Origin of the sequence: Limnohabitans sp. MMS-10A-192 (assembly GCF_003063335.1) — a bacterium.
Taxonomy (GTDB): domain Bacteria; phylum Pseudomonadota; class Gammaproteobacteria; order Burkholderiales; family Burkholderiaceae_C; genus Limnohabitans_A.
In genome coordinates, this window is the sequence record NZ_NERX01000013.1 from 1 (window position 1) to 14,789 (window position 14,789).

13 protein-coding genes and 2 pseudogenes are annotated in these 14,789 nt (G+C 54.5%); 3 read left to right on the top strand and 12 right to left on the bottom strand.

The genetic code is table 11. From position 1 onward, the window contains the following. Window positions 1-461: 461 nt before the first annotated feature. The 9 genes and pseudogenes from B9Z43_RS17585 to B9Z43_RS16450 form a co-directional block, all read right to left on the bottom strand. Window positions 462-923 (bottom strand): annotated as a pseudogene (locus B9Z43_RS17585) (hypothetical protein); the annotation flags it as partial. A gap of 361 nt (window positions 924-1,284) precedes the next feature. Continuing rightward, window positions 1,285-2,268 carry a hydroxymethylglutaryl-CoA lyase gene (locus tag B9Z43_RS16415; RefSeq protein WP_108327000.1) on the bottom strand — a complete coding sequence of 328 codons (984 nt, stop codon included), beginning with the start codon at window positions 2,266-2,268 and terminating at the stop codon, window positions 1,285-1,287. Further along, on the bottom strand, window positions 2,265-3,467 hold the full coding sequence (locus B9Z43_RS16420; protein ID WP_233250143.1) for a CaiB/BaiF CoA-transferase family protein: 1,203 nt from the start codon (window positions 3,465-3,467) through the stop codon (window positions 2,265-2,267). The genes B9Z43_RS16415 and B9Z43_RS16420 overlap by 4 nt, the downstream gene beginning before the upstream one ends. A gap of 17 nt (window positions 3,468-3,484) precedes the next feature. Further along, window positions 3,485-3,847, bottom strand: coding sequence for a tripartite tricarboxylate transporter substrate binding protein (locus tag B9Z43_RS16425; RefSeq protein ID WP_108327002.1), 363 nt, complete (start codon window positions 3,845-3,847; stop codon window positions 3,485-3,487). A 25-nt stretch (window positions 3,848-3,872) separates the two neighbouring features. Next, window positions 3,873-4,511 carry a 3-isopropylmalate dehydratase small subunit gene (gene leuD / locus B9Z43_RS16430; RefSeq protein ID WP_108327003.1) on the bottom strand — a complete coding sequence of 213 codons (639 nt, stop codon included), beginning with the start codon at window positions 4,509-4,511 and terminating at the stop codon, window positions 3,873-3,875. Beyond that, window positions 4,508-5,956, bottom strand: coding sequence for a 3-isopropylmalate dehydratase large subunit (gene leuC, locus B9Z43_RS16435; RefSeq protein WP_108327004.1), 1,449 nt, complete (start codon window positions 5,954-5,956; stop codon window positions 4,508-4,510). Before leuC ends, leuD begins: the two co-directional genes overlap by 4 nt. A 123-nt stretch (window positions 5,957-6,079) precedes the next feature. Next, window positions 6,080-6,973, bottom strand: coding sequence for a LysR substrate-binding domain-containing protein (locus tag B9Z43_RS16440; protein ID WP_108327005.1), 894 nt, complete (start codon window positions 6,971-6,973; stop codon window positions 6,080-6,082). Window positions 6,974-7,750: 777 nt separating this feature from the next. Further along, the gene (locus B9Z43_RS16445; RefSeq protein ID WP_108327006.1) at window positions 7,751-8,281 is read right to left on the bottom strand and encodes a GNAT family N-acetyltransferase; all 531 of its coding nucleotides are present in this window, start codon (window positions 8,279-8,281) and stop codon (window positions 7,751-7,753) included. Window positions 8,282-8,287: 6 nt separating this feature from the next. Further along, window positions 8,288-8,491: a hypothetical protein gene (locus B9Z43_RS16450; RefSeq protein WP_108327007.1), complete on the bottom strand. Its 204-nt coding sequence runs from the start codon at window positions 8,489-8,491 to the stop codon at window positions 8,288-8,290. Between the two features lie 73 nt (window positions 8,492-8,564). On the opposite strand from B9Z43_RS16450, the gene B9Z43_RS16455 reads away from it, so the two are divergent. Further along, a complete protein-coding gene (locus tag B9Z43_RS16455; RefSeq protein ID WP_233253974.1) occupies window positions 8,565-8,855 on the top strand; it encodes a hypothetical protein in 291 nt (96 codons plus the stop codon). Window position 8,856: 1 nt separating this feature from the next. Here B9Z43_RS16455 and B9Z43_RS16460 read toward each other — a convergent pair whose 3' ends face one another. Then, a complete protein-coding gene (locus B9Z43_RS16460; protein ID WP_108327008.1) occupies window positions 8,857-9,873 on the bottom strand; it encodes a hypothetical protein in 1,017 nt (338 codons plus the stop codon). Between the two features lie 86 nt (window positions 9,874-9,959). Continuing rightward, window positions 9,960-10,268: a hypothetical protein gene (locus B9Z43_RS16465; protein WP_146186080.1), complete on the bottom strand. Its 309-nt coding sequence runs from the start codon at window positions 10,266-10,268 to the stop codon at window positions 9,960-9,962. 163 nt (window positions 10,269-10,431) lie between these two features. On the opposite strand from B9Z43_RS16465, the gene B9Z43_RS16470 reads away from it, so the two are divergent. Both B9Z43_RS16470 and B9Z43_RS17460 read left to right on the top strand, forming a co-directional pair. Then, window positions 10,432-11,340 (top strand): YafY family protein, encoded by a 909-nt coding sequence (locus B9Z43_RS16470; protein ID WP_233253975.1) that lies wholly within the window; start codon window positions 10,432-10,434, stop codon window positions 11,338-11,340. After that, window positions 11,340-14,240, top strand: coding sequence for an SNF2-related protein (locus B9Z43_RS17460; RefSeq protein ID WP_233253976.1), 2,901 nt, complete (start codon window positions 11,340-11,342; stop codon window positions 14,238-14,240). The genes B9Z43_RS16470 and B9Z43_RS17460 overlap by 1 nt, the downstream gene beginning before the upstream one ends. Here the strand turns inward: B9Z43_RS17460 and B9Z43_RS16480 are convergent. Next, a pseudogene (locus B9Z43_RS16480) lies at window positions 14,186-14,776 on the bottom strand (phage tail protein); the annotation flags it as partial. The gene B9Z43_RS17460 and the pseudogene B9Z43_RS16480 overlap by 55 nt on opposite strands. Between the last annotated feature and the right edge of the window lie 13 nt (window positions 14,777-14,789).

Genomic DNA, 14,789 nt, shown 5'->3' on the forward strand with positions numbered 1-14,789 from the left:
CCAAGCCCTTTGATGGGTACGTTGAACAACCGATTCGGGTGACCTCTACATCGCTGATTCAATACCAACGCAACCGCTACAGCGTGCCTTGCGAGTGGGTGCATGGGGTGGTGAGTTTGCGCGTCTAGGCCTTGCCATCCAGCCATCATGCGATGGACCTTGATTGCTATGGTCGGCATGACGGGCGCGTCCAGTGTGTATGTCGTGCCAAACAAGGGGTACTCAATGTCTGCGACAGCAGCGCCCGATGCGTCCAAAGCGTCAAGCCGGGCTTGGGTGTCTTTCCACGCAAAACGCATCTCCGAGTCATGACATTCCACACTCCCTTCTTCCCAGCCATCGGGATGTTCTTGCGCAGCCATAGGCTCCAGCATTTGCACCAACGGGATATCCAGGCAGTCGAACCAGAACGCTTGGGCTTCGCCTTCGTGGCCATGGCCGTGCCAATGGTCGCCGGGCGTCAGCACGATGTCACCCGTCTCCATCGGATGCTTCATCCCGTTGACCACAGAGTAGGAACCGCGCGACTCCAGGATGACGCGCAGCGCATGCGGCGCATGTTTGTGCGAACGCGCCCGCTCGCCGGGCAGGATTGACTGGTAGGCGCCCACCAGCGTGCGAGTAGTGGCGAACTGATTGCCAGCTACCGGGTTACGCAGAATGAAGTTACGCCGCTCAGCCTGGTCGGTGCCGATCACCCGACCTGCCGCTATCAAGGCCGGGCGCATGCGGTCATATCTCCAGTGCGCAGGCTTAAGAGCAGACTGGGGACTGCCCCTCATCAGCGGAGGCTGATGATCGATCCATCCGGGTACGCAGTCTTCTCCCGCGATAGCGGCAATCAGATCATCGACAGAATCGACCTCGGCGCAGAAGGCTGGTTCTGCATTAAATGTTTTGTTAATGGGTTCGAAATATATCATTTAAAGACAGTATTGTCTGTTTGTTTTTGTGAAATAAACCCCGAGAAAACACTTATTGAAAAATAAAAAAATCAAAAAATTAATGCGTGTTGACCGAGGTGGTTAGTGAACCAGGCATGCCGGACTTTTTTACTGCTGAACATCTATCGGCCACCAGCAGGAATTACCACTCCGTCGAGCACAACCTGTTCCTTAACATGCCGTCTTTAGTCTTGCACTGGTGAACAGGTTTGCAATGCCTCGTCGACGACAGCTGTAATGCGTCGTTCCCCAGTCGTGATACTCCTGCACATTTCGCGATAAGCAATTACGTCATCCGCGCAGCCTATGAAGAAGGGTGACGTCATGAACGCTCACTCACTCAGCGATTCACAGCGCGAGCGGCGATTTCGTCGAAATCAGTGAGGTTTGGATGGAGGTCTAACCGACGGCCTGCTTTGAGGATCTGGCTAGGCACGTCGTGGCCAATCAAGGCAGGCAAAGCACGGGCTGCAGCCAATAACTGGGGTAGATCGATTCCAGTGTCGTAACCCATCAGGATCAGTGCGTGAACCACTTCTTCGGTGCAGACATTGCCCGAAGCGCCCGGCGCATATGGGCAACCACCGATACCGCCCAATGAAGCATCCAAGCGGTCAGCACCCGCATCGAGGGCGGCCAGCACATTGGCCAAGCCCATGCCGCGTGTGTTGTGGAAATGCAGTGTCAGCTCATGGGAGGACCAGCGCTGACGGAAGGCACGCACCAGTTCGGCCACCTGCGTGGGGTAAGCCATGCCGGTTGTGTCGCACAAGGTCACACCTCCTGCCCCCAACTCTTCTACAAATCGACGGCACCATTCCAGCACCACGGTCATAGGCACATCGCCTTCCATCGGACAGCCAAAGGCACAGGACAGAGAAACGTTGATGGCCACATTGGCTCCTTGAACCGCTTTGAGCACCTCGGTCAATCCGGCAAAGGACTGCTCACGCGTCATGCGCAGGTTCGACAGATTGTGGCTTTCGCTGGCTGACATAACCAAGTTCAGCTCGTCGGCTTTAGACTCCACCGCCCGCTCGGCCCCACGCACATTGGGCACCAAGGCGGTGTAAACCACGCCAGGCACGCGGCGGATTTGACTCAGCACCTGCTCGGCATCGCGCAGCGCTGGGATGGCTTTTGGCGAGACAAAGGACGTCACCTCGATCTTGGCCAGACCCGTATCGGACAACGCATTGACCAGCGCGATCTTGTCCTCAGTCGGCACAAAAGCAGCTTCGGCCTGCAAGCCGTCACGTGTGCCCACTTCCTGGATGTAAATGCGGCGCCCTGCACCTTGCCAGACTTGGCTATTCGTGTTCATGCCACCACCTTTTTGTTGCGCAATTGAGCAATCGTTTGGGCGTTCATACCCAGTTCAGCCAACACCGCATCCGTGTCATCGCCCAACCTGGGAGCCGAATGACGCACCCGCCCGGGCGTGCCCATCAACTTGGGCACAATGCCCGGCACTTCGATGTCATGACCATCGCGCGTCCGCTGTTTGAGGATCATGTCGCGGGCGCGGTAATGCGTATCTTCGACAATGTCTTTGGCGGTATAGACGCGACCAGCAGGCACACTGGCCTCTGCCAGCAAGGCCAGTACATCGACGACGCTGTGGGTCAGTGTCCAGGCTTCGATGGCCGCATCCAATTCCTGGACACGGGCCACACGGCCGGCATTGTTGGTCAGCTCCGGGTCGTTACCCAAGTCATCACGCCCCATGAGCTGCATCAGACGCTTGAAAATGCTGTCGCCATTGCCAGCGATCAATACCACCCCATCGGTACAGCGGTAAGCGTTGGAAGGGGCAATGCCAGGCAAGGCCGATCCGGCGGGCTCTCGCACCGCACCAAAGGCGCTGTATTCCGGCACCAGGCTTTCCATGACATTGAAGACGGCTTCATTCAATGCCACATCGATCACCTGACCTTGACCTCCATTGACCTTGCGGTGGTAGAGCGCCATCAACACACCAATTGTGCCGTGCAGCGCAGCCAGCGTGTCACCAATCGAGATGCCGCAACGCACAGGAATGCGCCCCGGCTCACCCGTGAGGTGACGCAACCCACCCATGGCCTCACCAATGGCACCAAAGCCTGGCAGATCGCGGTAGGGGCCAGTCTGACCGTAACCCGAGATGCGCAGCATCACCAGCCCAGGGTTCGACTTCGACAGGGTTTCATAGTCCATGCCCCAACCTTCGAGCGTGCCGGGACGGAAGTTCTCGATCAGCACATCGGCCTGGGCAATCAGCTGTCGGGCAATGTCCTGGCCTTCGGGGTTGCGCAGGTCCAACGCAATCGAGCGCTTGTTGCGCGACTGCACCTGCCACCAAACGGAGGTACCGTCCTGCAGCATGCGCCAGTTGCGCAGCGGGTCTCCCGCGTCGGGAGGCTCGATTTTGATAATGTCGGCGCCAAAATCGCCAAGCGTCTTAGCAGAAAACGGCCCAGCGATCAGCTGGCCCATTTCAACCACGCGCAAGCCTTTCAAGGCACCTGGACTGAGTTGTGTCATGTTCATCTTGCGGACCCTCAACCAATCGACGCGCCGGATTCCTTGATCGGGTCAAAGCCGGTGCTCCTGTAAAACACAGAATTGGTGACCATGGAGCTGTCGGCCGTGATCATCAGCGTGTAACCGTCAGCTTTGGCGCGCGCAGCCGCCACGGTGCCCACATTACCGCCTGCACCAGTGCAGTTGTCGACAATGAAAAACTGCCCCACTTGCTCGGTCAGTTTTTGGGCAATCACAGGGGCAATCGCATCTTTGGCACCCCCAGCAGCTTGTGGCACGATCACCGTGACGGGTTTGCTGGGGTATTTGTCTTCAGCCGGTGCGGTGCCGACGGCTACTGTCAGCGCCAAGGCCAGAAGGGTTCTGCGTTGTGGGGACATGGAGGTTTTCCTCTTTGAAAATCAATCAATTGAAAAGCCAGGGGCTGGCCACACGCTGGCGCTCCTCATAAGCCCGGATGCGTTCTGGATTTTGGAGTGTGATGCCGATGTCATCGAGCCCATTGAGCAGCCTGTGCTTGCGTGTGGAGTCAATGTCGAACGAAATCGACATGCCGGTTGAAGATCGGATGGTCTGCGATGGCAAGTCCACCGACAAGGTGTAGCCGGGGTTGTAAGCCACCTCATTGAACAACTGCTCGATCAGCTCAATGGACAATGCAATGGGTAGCAGGCCATTTTTGAAACAATTGTTGAAGAAGATGTCGGCAAAACTCGGCGCTAACAGCACACGGATACCGTGATCATTCAAAGCCCATACGGCATGTTCACGGCTCGAACCACAGCCAAAGTTCTCTCTCGCTAACAGGATTTTTGCACCCATATACCTTGGCTGATTGAGGACGAAGTCGGGGTTACGCGATCGTTTCGACACGTCCTGCCCTGGCTCACCCCGGTCCAAGTAACGCCATTCGTCAAACAGGTTGTCGCCAAAACCCGTGCGACTGATGGACTTCATGAATTGCTTGGGAATCAACGCGTCAGTGTCGACATTGGCACGGTCAATTGGAACCATCAAGGATTGCAGTTGTACAAAAGATCTCATGCGGTCACCTTCGGAGCATCAAGTTCTTCCACTCTAACCAGATGCCCGGCAATGGCAGCGGCAGCGGCCAAGGCGGGACTCAGCAGATGGCTCCGTCCACCGGGGCCCTGTCGGCCTTCAAAGTTACGGTTGCTGGTCGATGCGCAACGTTCGCCAGGCGAGAGGCGGTCATCGTTCATACCCAGACACATGGAACAGCCCGGCTCACGCCACTGCAAACCGGCTTGTAAAAAAATTTGATCCAGCCCTTCGGCCTCGGCCTGCGCCTTGACCAGACCAGAGCCGGGAACCACCAGAGCCTGCACGACATTGGTTGCAATGCGGCGTCCCCTGACCACGTCTGCCGCAATTCGCAAGTCTTCGATACGGGCATTTGTACAGGACCCGATGAACACTTTGTCGATGGCGATTTCGCGCATCGGCTTGCCCGCTTGCAGGTCCATGTAAGCCAATGCGGCCTGCATGCTGGCGCGGCGCACAGCATCGGGCTCATCCGCTGGGTCGGGCACGCGGCTGTCGATACTCACCACCATGTCGGGTGAAGTGCCCCAGGTCACCATGGGCTGTAACGCGTTGGCATCCACCGTCAGTTCACGGTCAAATGTCGCCCCCTCATCGCTCACCAGCGTGCGCCAAGCAGTCACGGCAGTGTTCCATTGATCGCCTTGCGGCGCCTGCGGACGACCTCGCAGGTAGTCAATCGTTTTGTCGTCAACGCCCACCAGACCTACGCGAGCACCGGCTTCGATGGCCATATTGCACAGGGTCATGCGCCCTTCCATACTCAGGTCACGGATCGCACTGCCTGCAAATTCAATGGCGTACCCGGTGGCGCCTGCCGTACCGAGCGTACCAATGATCTGCAGCACCAGGTCCTTTGCCGACACACCTGCGGCCAGTTGCCCGTTCACCTGTACCCGCATGCATAGCATAGGCCGAATCGCAAGGCATTGCGTGGCCAGCACATGCTCAACGTCCGAAGTGCCCACCCCAAAGGCCAGCGCACCAAAGGCGCCATGTGTGCTGGTGTGCGAGTCACCCGCCACGACCGTCATACCCGGCAGCGTCGCGCCTTGCTCCGGTCCAACCACATGGATGATGCCCTGCGTCTTTTGACCCAACCCATGCAGGGTGATACCGAATTCTTTGCAATTGGTGCTCAACTGGCGCACCTGAGCACGCGAAAGCGGATCCTCAATAGCGTCAACCGACGTGCGCTGGGCAGCGGTGGTCGGCACGTTGTGGTCGGCCACAGCAATCGTAGTGTCGGGTCGCCAGGGCTGACGTCCCGACAGGCGCAGACCTTCAAAAGCCTGTGGGCTGGTCACTTCGTAGACCAGGTGGCGGTCTACGTAAATCAGGGATTCGCCGTCTTCGGTCTGATCGACCAAATGGCTTTGCCAGAGTTTGTCGAATAGGGTTCGCGCAGAAGAGGTCGTTGGCATCGCTGCTGTAGTCAAGAATGATGATGGCCCGCAGTCTAGAAACAAATGCGCCGCAGCGAAATGACTAGGACGTTAACCCAGCTTTCGCGATCGACGAAAGCTGGCGTCTGGCAAGGCTCAACCCTAACAAGTCAGCAAATGGTCCAGCAAACCGCGCACCGGCCTTGTCAGCACGTCCAAATCGCGCGCGCCCAGTAACAGCTGTCGCTCGACCCAGTCATCACTCAATTCAATCAAACGCAAGCCCAGCGCTCGGCACAAGGGCTGAGCAGCGGCCACGGGCAGTACGGCAATGCCCAACCCTGAAGCAACCATCTGGCACATGGCATCAAAGCTGCGCACCTGGATTCGGATGCGCAAAGGCTTGCTGATCTGTCCGCTGGCCAGTTCAAGCCGCTGCGCCAGCGAGGTGGCCTGGGTCAGACTGACAAAATCGAAATCCACCGCCTCGGCAAAAGCCACCTTCTTGCGCCGAGCCAGCGCATGGCCTTGCGGCACCACCAGCACCAGCGTATCCCGCCGATAAGGCAGCGTCTGTAAGCCCAGAACTGGCGTGCGATCGGCAAAGATGCCCAGATCGGCCCGTCCGTCCAGCACGGCCATCACCACCTCATGGCTGTCCGCCTCGTTGAGCTCAATGCGGATGCCTGGCTGCAGTTTGGAAAAACAGGTCAATTCGCTTGGTAAAAACTGCGTCACCGCCGATGTGTTGGCCCACAGCCTCACCACCCCCAACAGACCCCGGGCATGATCCGACAGGTCAGCGCTCATCCTGTCCACATCACTCAAGATAAGCTGCACATGCTGGTACAACGCCTCGCCTGCAAGCGTAAGCTTGACACCACGGGAGTGCCGCTCCAGCAAGGGAACGCCAAATGCGGACTCAAGATCGGTCACTCGCTTGCTGGCTGCCCCCACAGCAAGCATAGCCAACTCCGCGCCTTGACTGATGCTGCCTGTACGAGCAACCAGATTGAAGAGCGACAAAGAAACGAGGTCGATGCGATGCAGGTTCATTGAAATTTTCGCCTTGAAACCGAATTATCAGCTAACAAGTTCAAACGCGTCATCCCATCAAACTCATACACACGATTCTTTGATTGATCTGGTCGAAGTTCAAGGTCCAGTCTCTTACCACCTGCAAAGGGTCTCTTTCCTCCTCGCTTTCTATGTCAACGTTATGACTGCTGGGCTTCGGAAGCAACCCAAAACAAGTGCAAAAATTACGCAATAAACACACGAGTCCTACGCCACTTTTCGCATCGCTCCTGAGCACCTACCAAACCAGCAACCGTTAGCACTCAGCCGCGTAGAGTTGTTTTTATTGCTCAACTCTCCTAGGCGCGGCGTCAAAAAGAATGGCACTTTCTGAGAGTGCGTAAGTTGTTGATTTTTAAGGGGTCCGACTTGTTGACTGGCTACTCTCAAGTCCACAAGTTTTGGAGAATGGAGAGTAAAAACAGGCCAAAAATCTGTTTTTCACGGTGCTTTTCTGGAACGAAGACAACACCTAAAAACGGCGAAACCCCGCAGAGACAGGGCCTCTGCGGGGTTCTTAAAAACTGAGAGAGTGTTTCTCTCACAATGCAAATGGTGGTGGGGCGTAACCACTACGCAAACAGCCTCAGAGTAGCCCCAGCGGGCCCCATCTAGCTCCTGCGAACAATCCCCAATTCAGTGACGTCTCCCAATGGGAACGCCTCAATCGAATGAGTCCAATTCTCGAGAATTGCGGACGGCGGTTCAAATCCGAAATCACACTTGAATCCGCGTCCACAGACTTCAATTTTCCATTCAGCCCTGCTTGCCGCCAAGTTTGCGTAAATCAACAAACATCGCAGTCAAACCCTGATCTTCGCCACCTAGCTGACCGATTTTTGTAAATCCCTTGCGCTCGTAAAACGAGACCGATGTTGGCTTGGCATCAACCACCAAGAATCGACAACCGGTGTTGGGCATGATGTTTTCAACAACCAAGCCGATTACAAAATCGACAAGCTGACTACCTATGCCCTTGCCTTGAAGTGAAGCATCAACGGCTAAACGGGCGAGCTTGATTGCGGGATAGTCTTGGTAGCGAAAGCCATCAACAACTGCCTGTTGATCAAACTGCTCAACTGCCACATGCGTGCACAGGGTGGTAATGTACGCAAGAACTTTGGTCTCACCCGATGGAACCAAAACGAATGTTCTAGCAAGATTCTCTTCGTGGAGCTTTTTTGCTTCTTTGCGCAGAAAGGTTTTCAGCGGTGTTAAAGCTGGATCACCCAAGCTCAGCGCATTACACCCATCGCCCTGATGGAGCTCACGAAGCTCGAAAGGCACCGAAAATCAGACCTCGGCTAAGGCCTTGGATGCCTTCAGCTTGATTGTGACCACACCTTTTTTGGCAAAGGTAGAAACCAGCTTGCGACCATTTGCGGCTGCTGCAATGGACGCCTTGGTCCCGCGAGCGAACTGCACACGGCGAGTGAGGGCCTTAGCCTCATCGCCAGATACCGTAACCGAACCAAGAAAGCTGCTGTGTATAGCCATGTTGAGATTTTAGGCCAAAGCGCAACAAGCGTCAATCATCTTGGCCATTGTCCGCGTAGCTCCCGAGGGAGCAATGGCAAACAAGCACGAAACCATTTTCAAACTTGACTTACGGCCAGATGCACGCGTTCATTGGTTTTTACTCAAAACGGAGAAAACCACCATGCAAGTCATTCACCTGGGTCAAAAAGAGCTGGCGGAACGCTGGCGAATGAGTGAGGCGACATTGGAGCGCTGGCGCAGCGACCGCATTGGCCCTGTATTTCTAAAAATTCGTGGTCGTGCGCTCTATCGGCTTTGCGACATAGAAGAATTTGAAGCTGCCAGCCTGCGTGTGCCTTTAATTCAAAGGATCGGCAGATAACTTAATCCCCCGATTTTGATGCCCCTTTGGTCATAAGCTCAAGGACTGACTTTGAGCCCCCAAATCCCTCGGATTTAGCACCAGAGTAGCCCGTCTCTTGCGGGGAGAAGATACAAGCAGCAGCATGCGCAAGCACTATGTCCTCTGTACCCTGCTCCCCAGCAGCCGCAACTAGCGCTCTGTATGTCAGCAATGCGTTCTGCCTGTGTCTGTTTACCACGGCATTGTGCTTGTGGCTTGCGTAGTTACGGGCTGCCATGATGAGCATAAAACCCAACAGTGCAAAGATCAACACTTTGCTTGTGACAAATTGAAAAACCTCAATACTTGACTTGGGGGCAAGCCACTCCCATCGGTGCAAAAACAGGCCTACGAGAGCGAAGGCCCCAAGTCCGCCCGCAAACTGGTAGGTCCGGGTTAGCCAGACCTCAGCTTTGGCCTCTTGATCTTCAGCCTCCCCTTTGAAATAAGCAGCCTGCTGCGAGACGCCTTGCTCAACGGCGACATCGCGGATTGCTTTTAGGGCTTTTTCTGCATCACCTTGATCCGAGGCCAATTTGTCAGTGAAAACTTTCGCTTCATCTTTGATGCCTTGAATGGTGGCCCGCGCTTGGACCTCCAATAAACTGGTGTCCGTAAGACGAGCAACCCCGTACGCAATATATTGCCAAAGCTGCTGAAAAACCGCATCTCGGCGAGTTTGCACTTGAGTAATGATTTCTTGCCTCTTCTGAGCAGTACCTTCCTTTGCCGGATCAAACTTCAAAATGGTGTCAAACATTTGATAATCGGCGTTCGCCTGACCCTTGATGGCGTTTAGTTGTTCCTCTGTGAAGTCTGGTAATGCGGCCATGGGTATCCGCTTGTACAGATCAACCACTGCTTGAGCAGACTTCAACGTATCCACAAAGCTAAGAGCTATCCCCAGCTCATTGCTACGCTCAAGTTTGCTCACCTCAAATTGCTGAATACGGTCCAGCGAATCGCGAGTGTCGTTCAGATTTTTTTCAGTCGCCATGTGTATTTCCTTGAGCAGTTAATTGGTCACGAAATCTAGACGCCTTTGTTTGAGGCGGCGCTGTTTCGTATTGAAAATTTGCGTCGTTACCACGTGTCGTCATCAATGCCGAACCGCTTTTGTGCATGCGAAGCTCCCGCCCCAGAGTTCGGCCAGTCATCTCGCTCGTTAAACACGGCCCCAATGCCAGTCGCGGTGCTTCCCATGCGAGTACTGCCATCGGTACTGAAATTGCCCATCTGAGTGAAAACAGACCCGTCAGACCCAACGGTGGTCGAACCCATCTTTGTGTAGGTCGTGCCGTCACAGGTGACGCTGGTGGTGTCCGAGAGCTTCTGCAGAGTTTCGCCAGTGTCGGACACAGCGAGCCGCCCCAAGATTTGCCAAAAAGACATGGTCATCTCCTTAAAGTGATGATTTCGGGCCAAGCGACCGGTGCCAACCTGATCGCTTTTGAAAAATTCTAGCACCAACTGCTTCTCACTGCATCAAAATGATTAAGCGCAGTCGCTGAATATGCTAGAGTGGAACCTACGCCAACACAATGGGGACAGATACGTGGTCAACAGAACAGTCGCTGCCGCACTAGACGACCTGACGCAGACGCAAAGAGAGCGACTTTTCTACATTGAAGTCAAAGCGTTCTTCTGTGGTGACCTGACGCGCGCAGACATCGAGCGCCGATTTGGGGTCAAACCTGCCGCCTCTGCGCGCGACCTGAGCACCTACCGCCGCCTGGCCCCACAGAACCTCTTCTATGACGCCGGTCAGCGCAAGTACGCCACCACGGATCGCTTCGCCCCCCTGTTTGAACACTCAGCCGAGCGTGTACTGACCTGGTTCCGCTCGGGCTTTGGCGACAACATGGACCAGAAACTCAAGCGCACCGTCCCATGTGAAAGCGCCAGCGACCTGGTCAAGCCCGATATCGAAACCCTGGCAACACTTACCCGCGCTATCGCAGGCAGACGCCAAGTCAAGGTCAATTACCTGTCACTGACCTCCGGTGCCTCAAACAAGACCCTGTGCCCCCTTGCTCTTGCCGATACCGGACTGCGATGGCATTTGCGCGCCTATGACCGCGAACGTGGCCGCTTTGCCGACTTTGCGTTGACACGCATCGTCAAAGCCAAGGCCATTGACCAGGCCATCCCAGTCGAAGAACAGATTGAATCTGATGTGCAGTGGGCACGGCTCGTTCATATTGAATTGGTCCCCCACCCTGGTATTGCGCACCCCAAAGCGATTGAAGCTGACTTCATGATGAACAACGGCGTGCTGGCGCTCGATATGCGGGCTCCACTGGTTGGGTACGCCCTAAGACGATGGTCTGTGGATTGCTCGCCCGAGCACAGCCTTGACCCCAAAGAGCACCATTTATGGCTGAACAACCCGCAAACACTTTACGGTGTTGAAAGCGCCGCCTTGGCACCGGGCTATTCTGCAATTCAAAGGGGTAACGCGTAATGGAACTTATTGACAACATCAATCGGTTACTCGGGGATGATTTAAAAAAGACGCTCAAGCCCCAAGCTCGACTGAAAATTGCGGCTTCTTGCTTTTCCATATACGCCTTTGAAGCGCTCAAGTCCGAATTGGAAAAAATTGAAGAGCTCAGCTTCATTTTTACCTCCCCGACGTTTGTTGCAAACGAGGTCACTGACAAGGTGCAGAAGGAACGACGTGAGTTCCACATTCCCAAATCCGATCGGGAAAGAAGCCTGTACGGCAGCGAATTTGAAATTCAACTTCGCAACAAGCTGACCCAACGAGCCATTGCCAAAGAGTGCGCTGATTGGATGCGACGCAAAGCAACTTTCAAATCAAACCGCAGCAAAGCTCCAATGCAGCAGTTTGCATGCGTGCAGGCCAAGGAGACAGCGACGGCCTACATGCCTTTGCACGGCTTTACAGCGGTCGATCTTGGGTACCAGCAAGGGAACGCCGTATCGAATTTGGTCAACAAAATGGACGAGGCCGCATTCACCTCCACCTACATCAGCCTTTTCGACCAAATTTGGGTTGACCCGGAAAAGCTTGAAGATGTAACCGCTCAGATTTGCGATCACATCGCATCCGTGTATCAAGAAAACTCACCTGAGCATGTTTACTTCTTGATGCTCTACAACATCTTCAATGAGTTCCTTGAAGATATCAATGAAGACGTTTTGCCAAATGACCGGACCGGCTATCAGGACACGCTGATTTGGAACAAGCTTTTCAATTACCAGAAGGACGCAGCGACCGGCATCATCAACAAGCTGGAAACCTATAGCGGCTGCATTCTGGCTGACAGTGTGGGCCTAGGCAAAACGTTCACGGCCTTGGCGGTGGTCAAGTACTACGAGCTGCGCAACAAATCGGTGCTGGTGCTCTGCCCCAAGAAACTGGCAGACAACTGGTTGAATTACAACCGTAACCTGAAGACCAATATTTTCTCTCGCGATCGCTTCAACTACGACGTGCTGTGCCACACCGACCTCAGTAGAACCAGCGGCGAGTCATTCGGCACGCCGCTCAGCCGAATTAATTGGGGAAATTACGACTTGGTCGTGATTGACGAATCGCACAACTTCAGAAACAACGATGCGTTTAAAGACAAAGAAACGCGGTATCAGAAGTTGATGAATCAAGTCATCAAACAAGGCGTAAAGACCAAGGTCTTGATGCTATCGGCTACTGGTGATGTGAGCGAACCAGCTTTGCGTCGCATTCAGATCCGTGAGGCAATCAAGGCCCACTTCGAAAAGGAGCAAGCACTTTTCTCTCAAGGCATCAAAGTGCTGTCGTTGTTTTTCATCGATACAGTGAGCAAATACCGCAGTTATGACGAATCGGGCGAGCAGCCCGGCGAGTATGCCCAAATGTTTGAGGAAGAGTACAACCACCAGCTAGCCGAAGTGCAGACGCTTGACGACACTCCCTACAACCGTTATATCAAAGGTATTGCGACAACCAAGACGCACAACGGTTATTTTTCAATCGACAAGAAAACTAAACGAATGGTAGACCCCGAGACGGGTAAAAAATCCACTGAAACCGATGACGTCGATGCTTATGACTTGATCTTGAAAGACAAAGAACGCTTACTGTCGTTTGATGAACCAGTTCGATTTATCTTCTCGCATTCTGCGCTGCGTGAAGGCTGGGACAACCCCAATGTGTTCGTGATTTGTACGCTGAAGCACAGCGACAACACTGTGAGCCGCCGCCAGGAAGTCGGACGCGGGCTACGTTTGTCTGTCAATCAGCATGGCGATCGAATGGACAACCCAGCCACAGTCCACCAAGTGAACGTGTTGACCGTTGTTGCCAGCGAGAGCTACAAGGACTTCGTAACTGCCTTGCAGCGTGATATCAGCGAAGGATTGTCAGAGCGGCCACGGGTTGCAGACGAGTCTTACTTCACTGCTAAGGTTCTGAAAACCACAGCGGGTGATGTGGAAGTGACACCGCAACTGGCCAAGCAGATTTATAAGTACCTGCTCAAAAACGACTACACCGACAGCAAAGACAAAATCGCGGAGGCCTACCACGAGGCAAAGAAAGAGGGAACTCTCGCCGCGCTTCCCCCTGAGTTGGAGTTGCATGCCGATGCCGTCTTTGCTCTGATTGACAGCGTTTTTAGCGATGCGAAGTTGCCACTGCCGGAAGATGACCGCAAGGCCAAAACCAACCCGCTGAATGCCAACTTCGAAAAGTCCGAATTTAAGGCTCTGTGGAGTCGCATTAACCGCAAAGCCGCTTACACCGTGGAATTCGAAACCCCGGAGTTGGTGGCCAAGTGTGTAAAAGCCTTAGAGGCCGAACTTAAGGTCAGCCCTATGCAATACACCGTGATTGCCGGGGAGCAGCTCGAGTCAGCGACTTATGACGGCATTCGCCAGGGTGAATCGTTCAAAGTCACAGAGTCCACGACAGACTACTCAGCTGCCTCAGCCCATTCTGCCGTCAAGTACGACTTGATTGGCAGACTGGCGGGTGAGACACAACTAACCCGCACAACCGTGGCCAGTGTTTTGCAGGGCATCAACAAAGCCGTGTTCAGTCAGTACCGAACGAACCCGGAAGACTTTATGCAAAAGGCCGCACGTCTGATGAACGAGCAAAAGGCGACTGTGATCGTGGAGCACATTGCCTACGACCCCACGGGCGACACCCACACCATGGACATCTTCACACAGGAAAAACCCAAGGAAGATTTCAGCAAAGCGGTCAAGGCCAACCACCACATCTACGACTACGTTTTCACCGACTCCAAAAATGAGCGTGATTTCGTGCGTGAGCTGGATGCCAGCACCGAGGTGGTGGTCTACGCTAAGTTACCTCGTGGGTTCTTCATTCCTATCTGCCCCTTTTGGGCATAGATGTCTGTGGGAGTCGCCCAGTTCACCCTTATCCGGGAAATAACAGAGCCGTCTCCCAGACGCAGCAACTCCGAAGTACCAGAAGCCAGGCTGAGACCGGACACACCCAACACGCTGAAGGGGTCAGGTAGGTTTGACTTTGCCACGATCGCAGCAGGCGACAGAACCGACTGCGTATAAATGCTGGCGTCGTATTCACGCGCAACGATGTAGACCTCATCGTTGTCTTTGATCTCGATTTGCAGAATGCGAAACAACTTGGCAGTCCATCCTGGTGTCGAATGCGTGATTGGCACCACATCACCGACCTCACAGCGCAGACCTTCCTGAAAAGCAGAGAACTTCACCACCAGTCCGAACCGACTCTGGTTGAGGGTCAGCTGGCCAATGTTTTGTGCCCGGTAACTGTTGGCCGTGAAGGGCAGATCGATCTTGGATTCCAAAATCAAGCCGTTATCAACCGCACGCAAGGCCGTTGACTCGAGCATGGCCAGATCGGGCTGCCACTTCTTGGCGGGGTTGTAAAACCCAGCGGTGACGCGGTTGAAC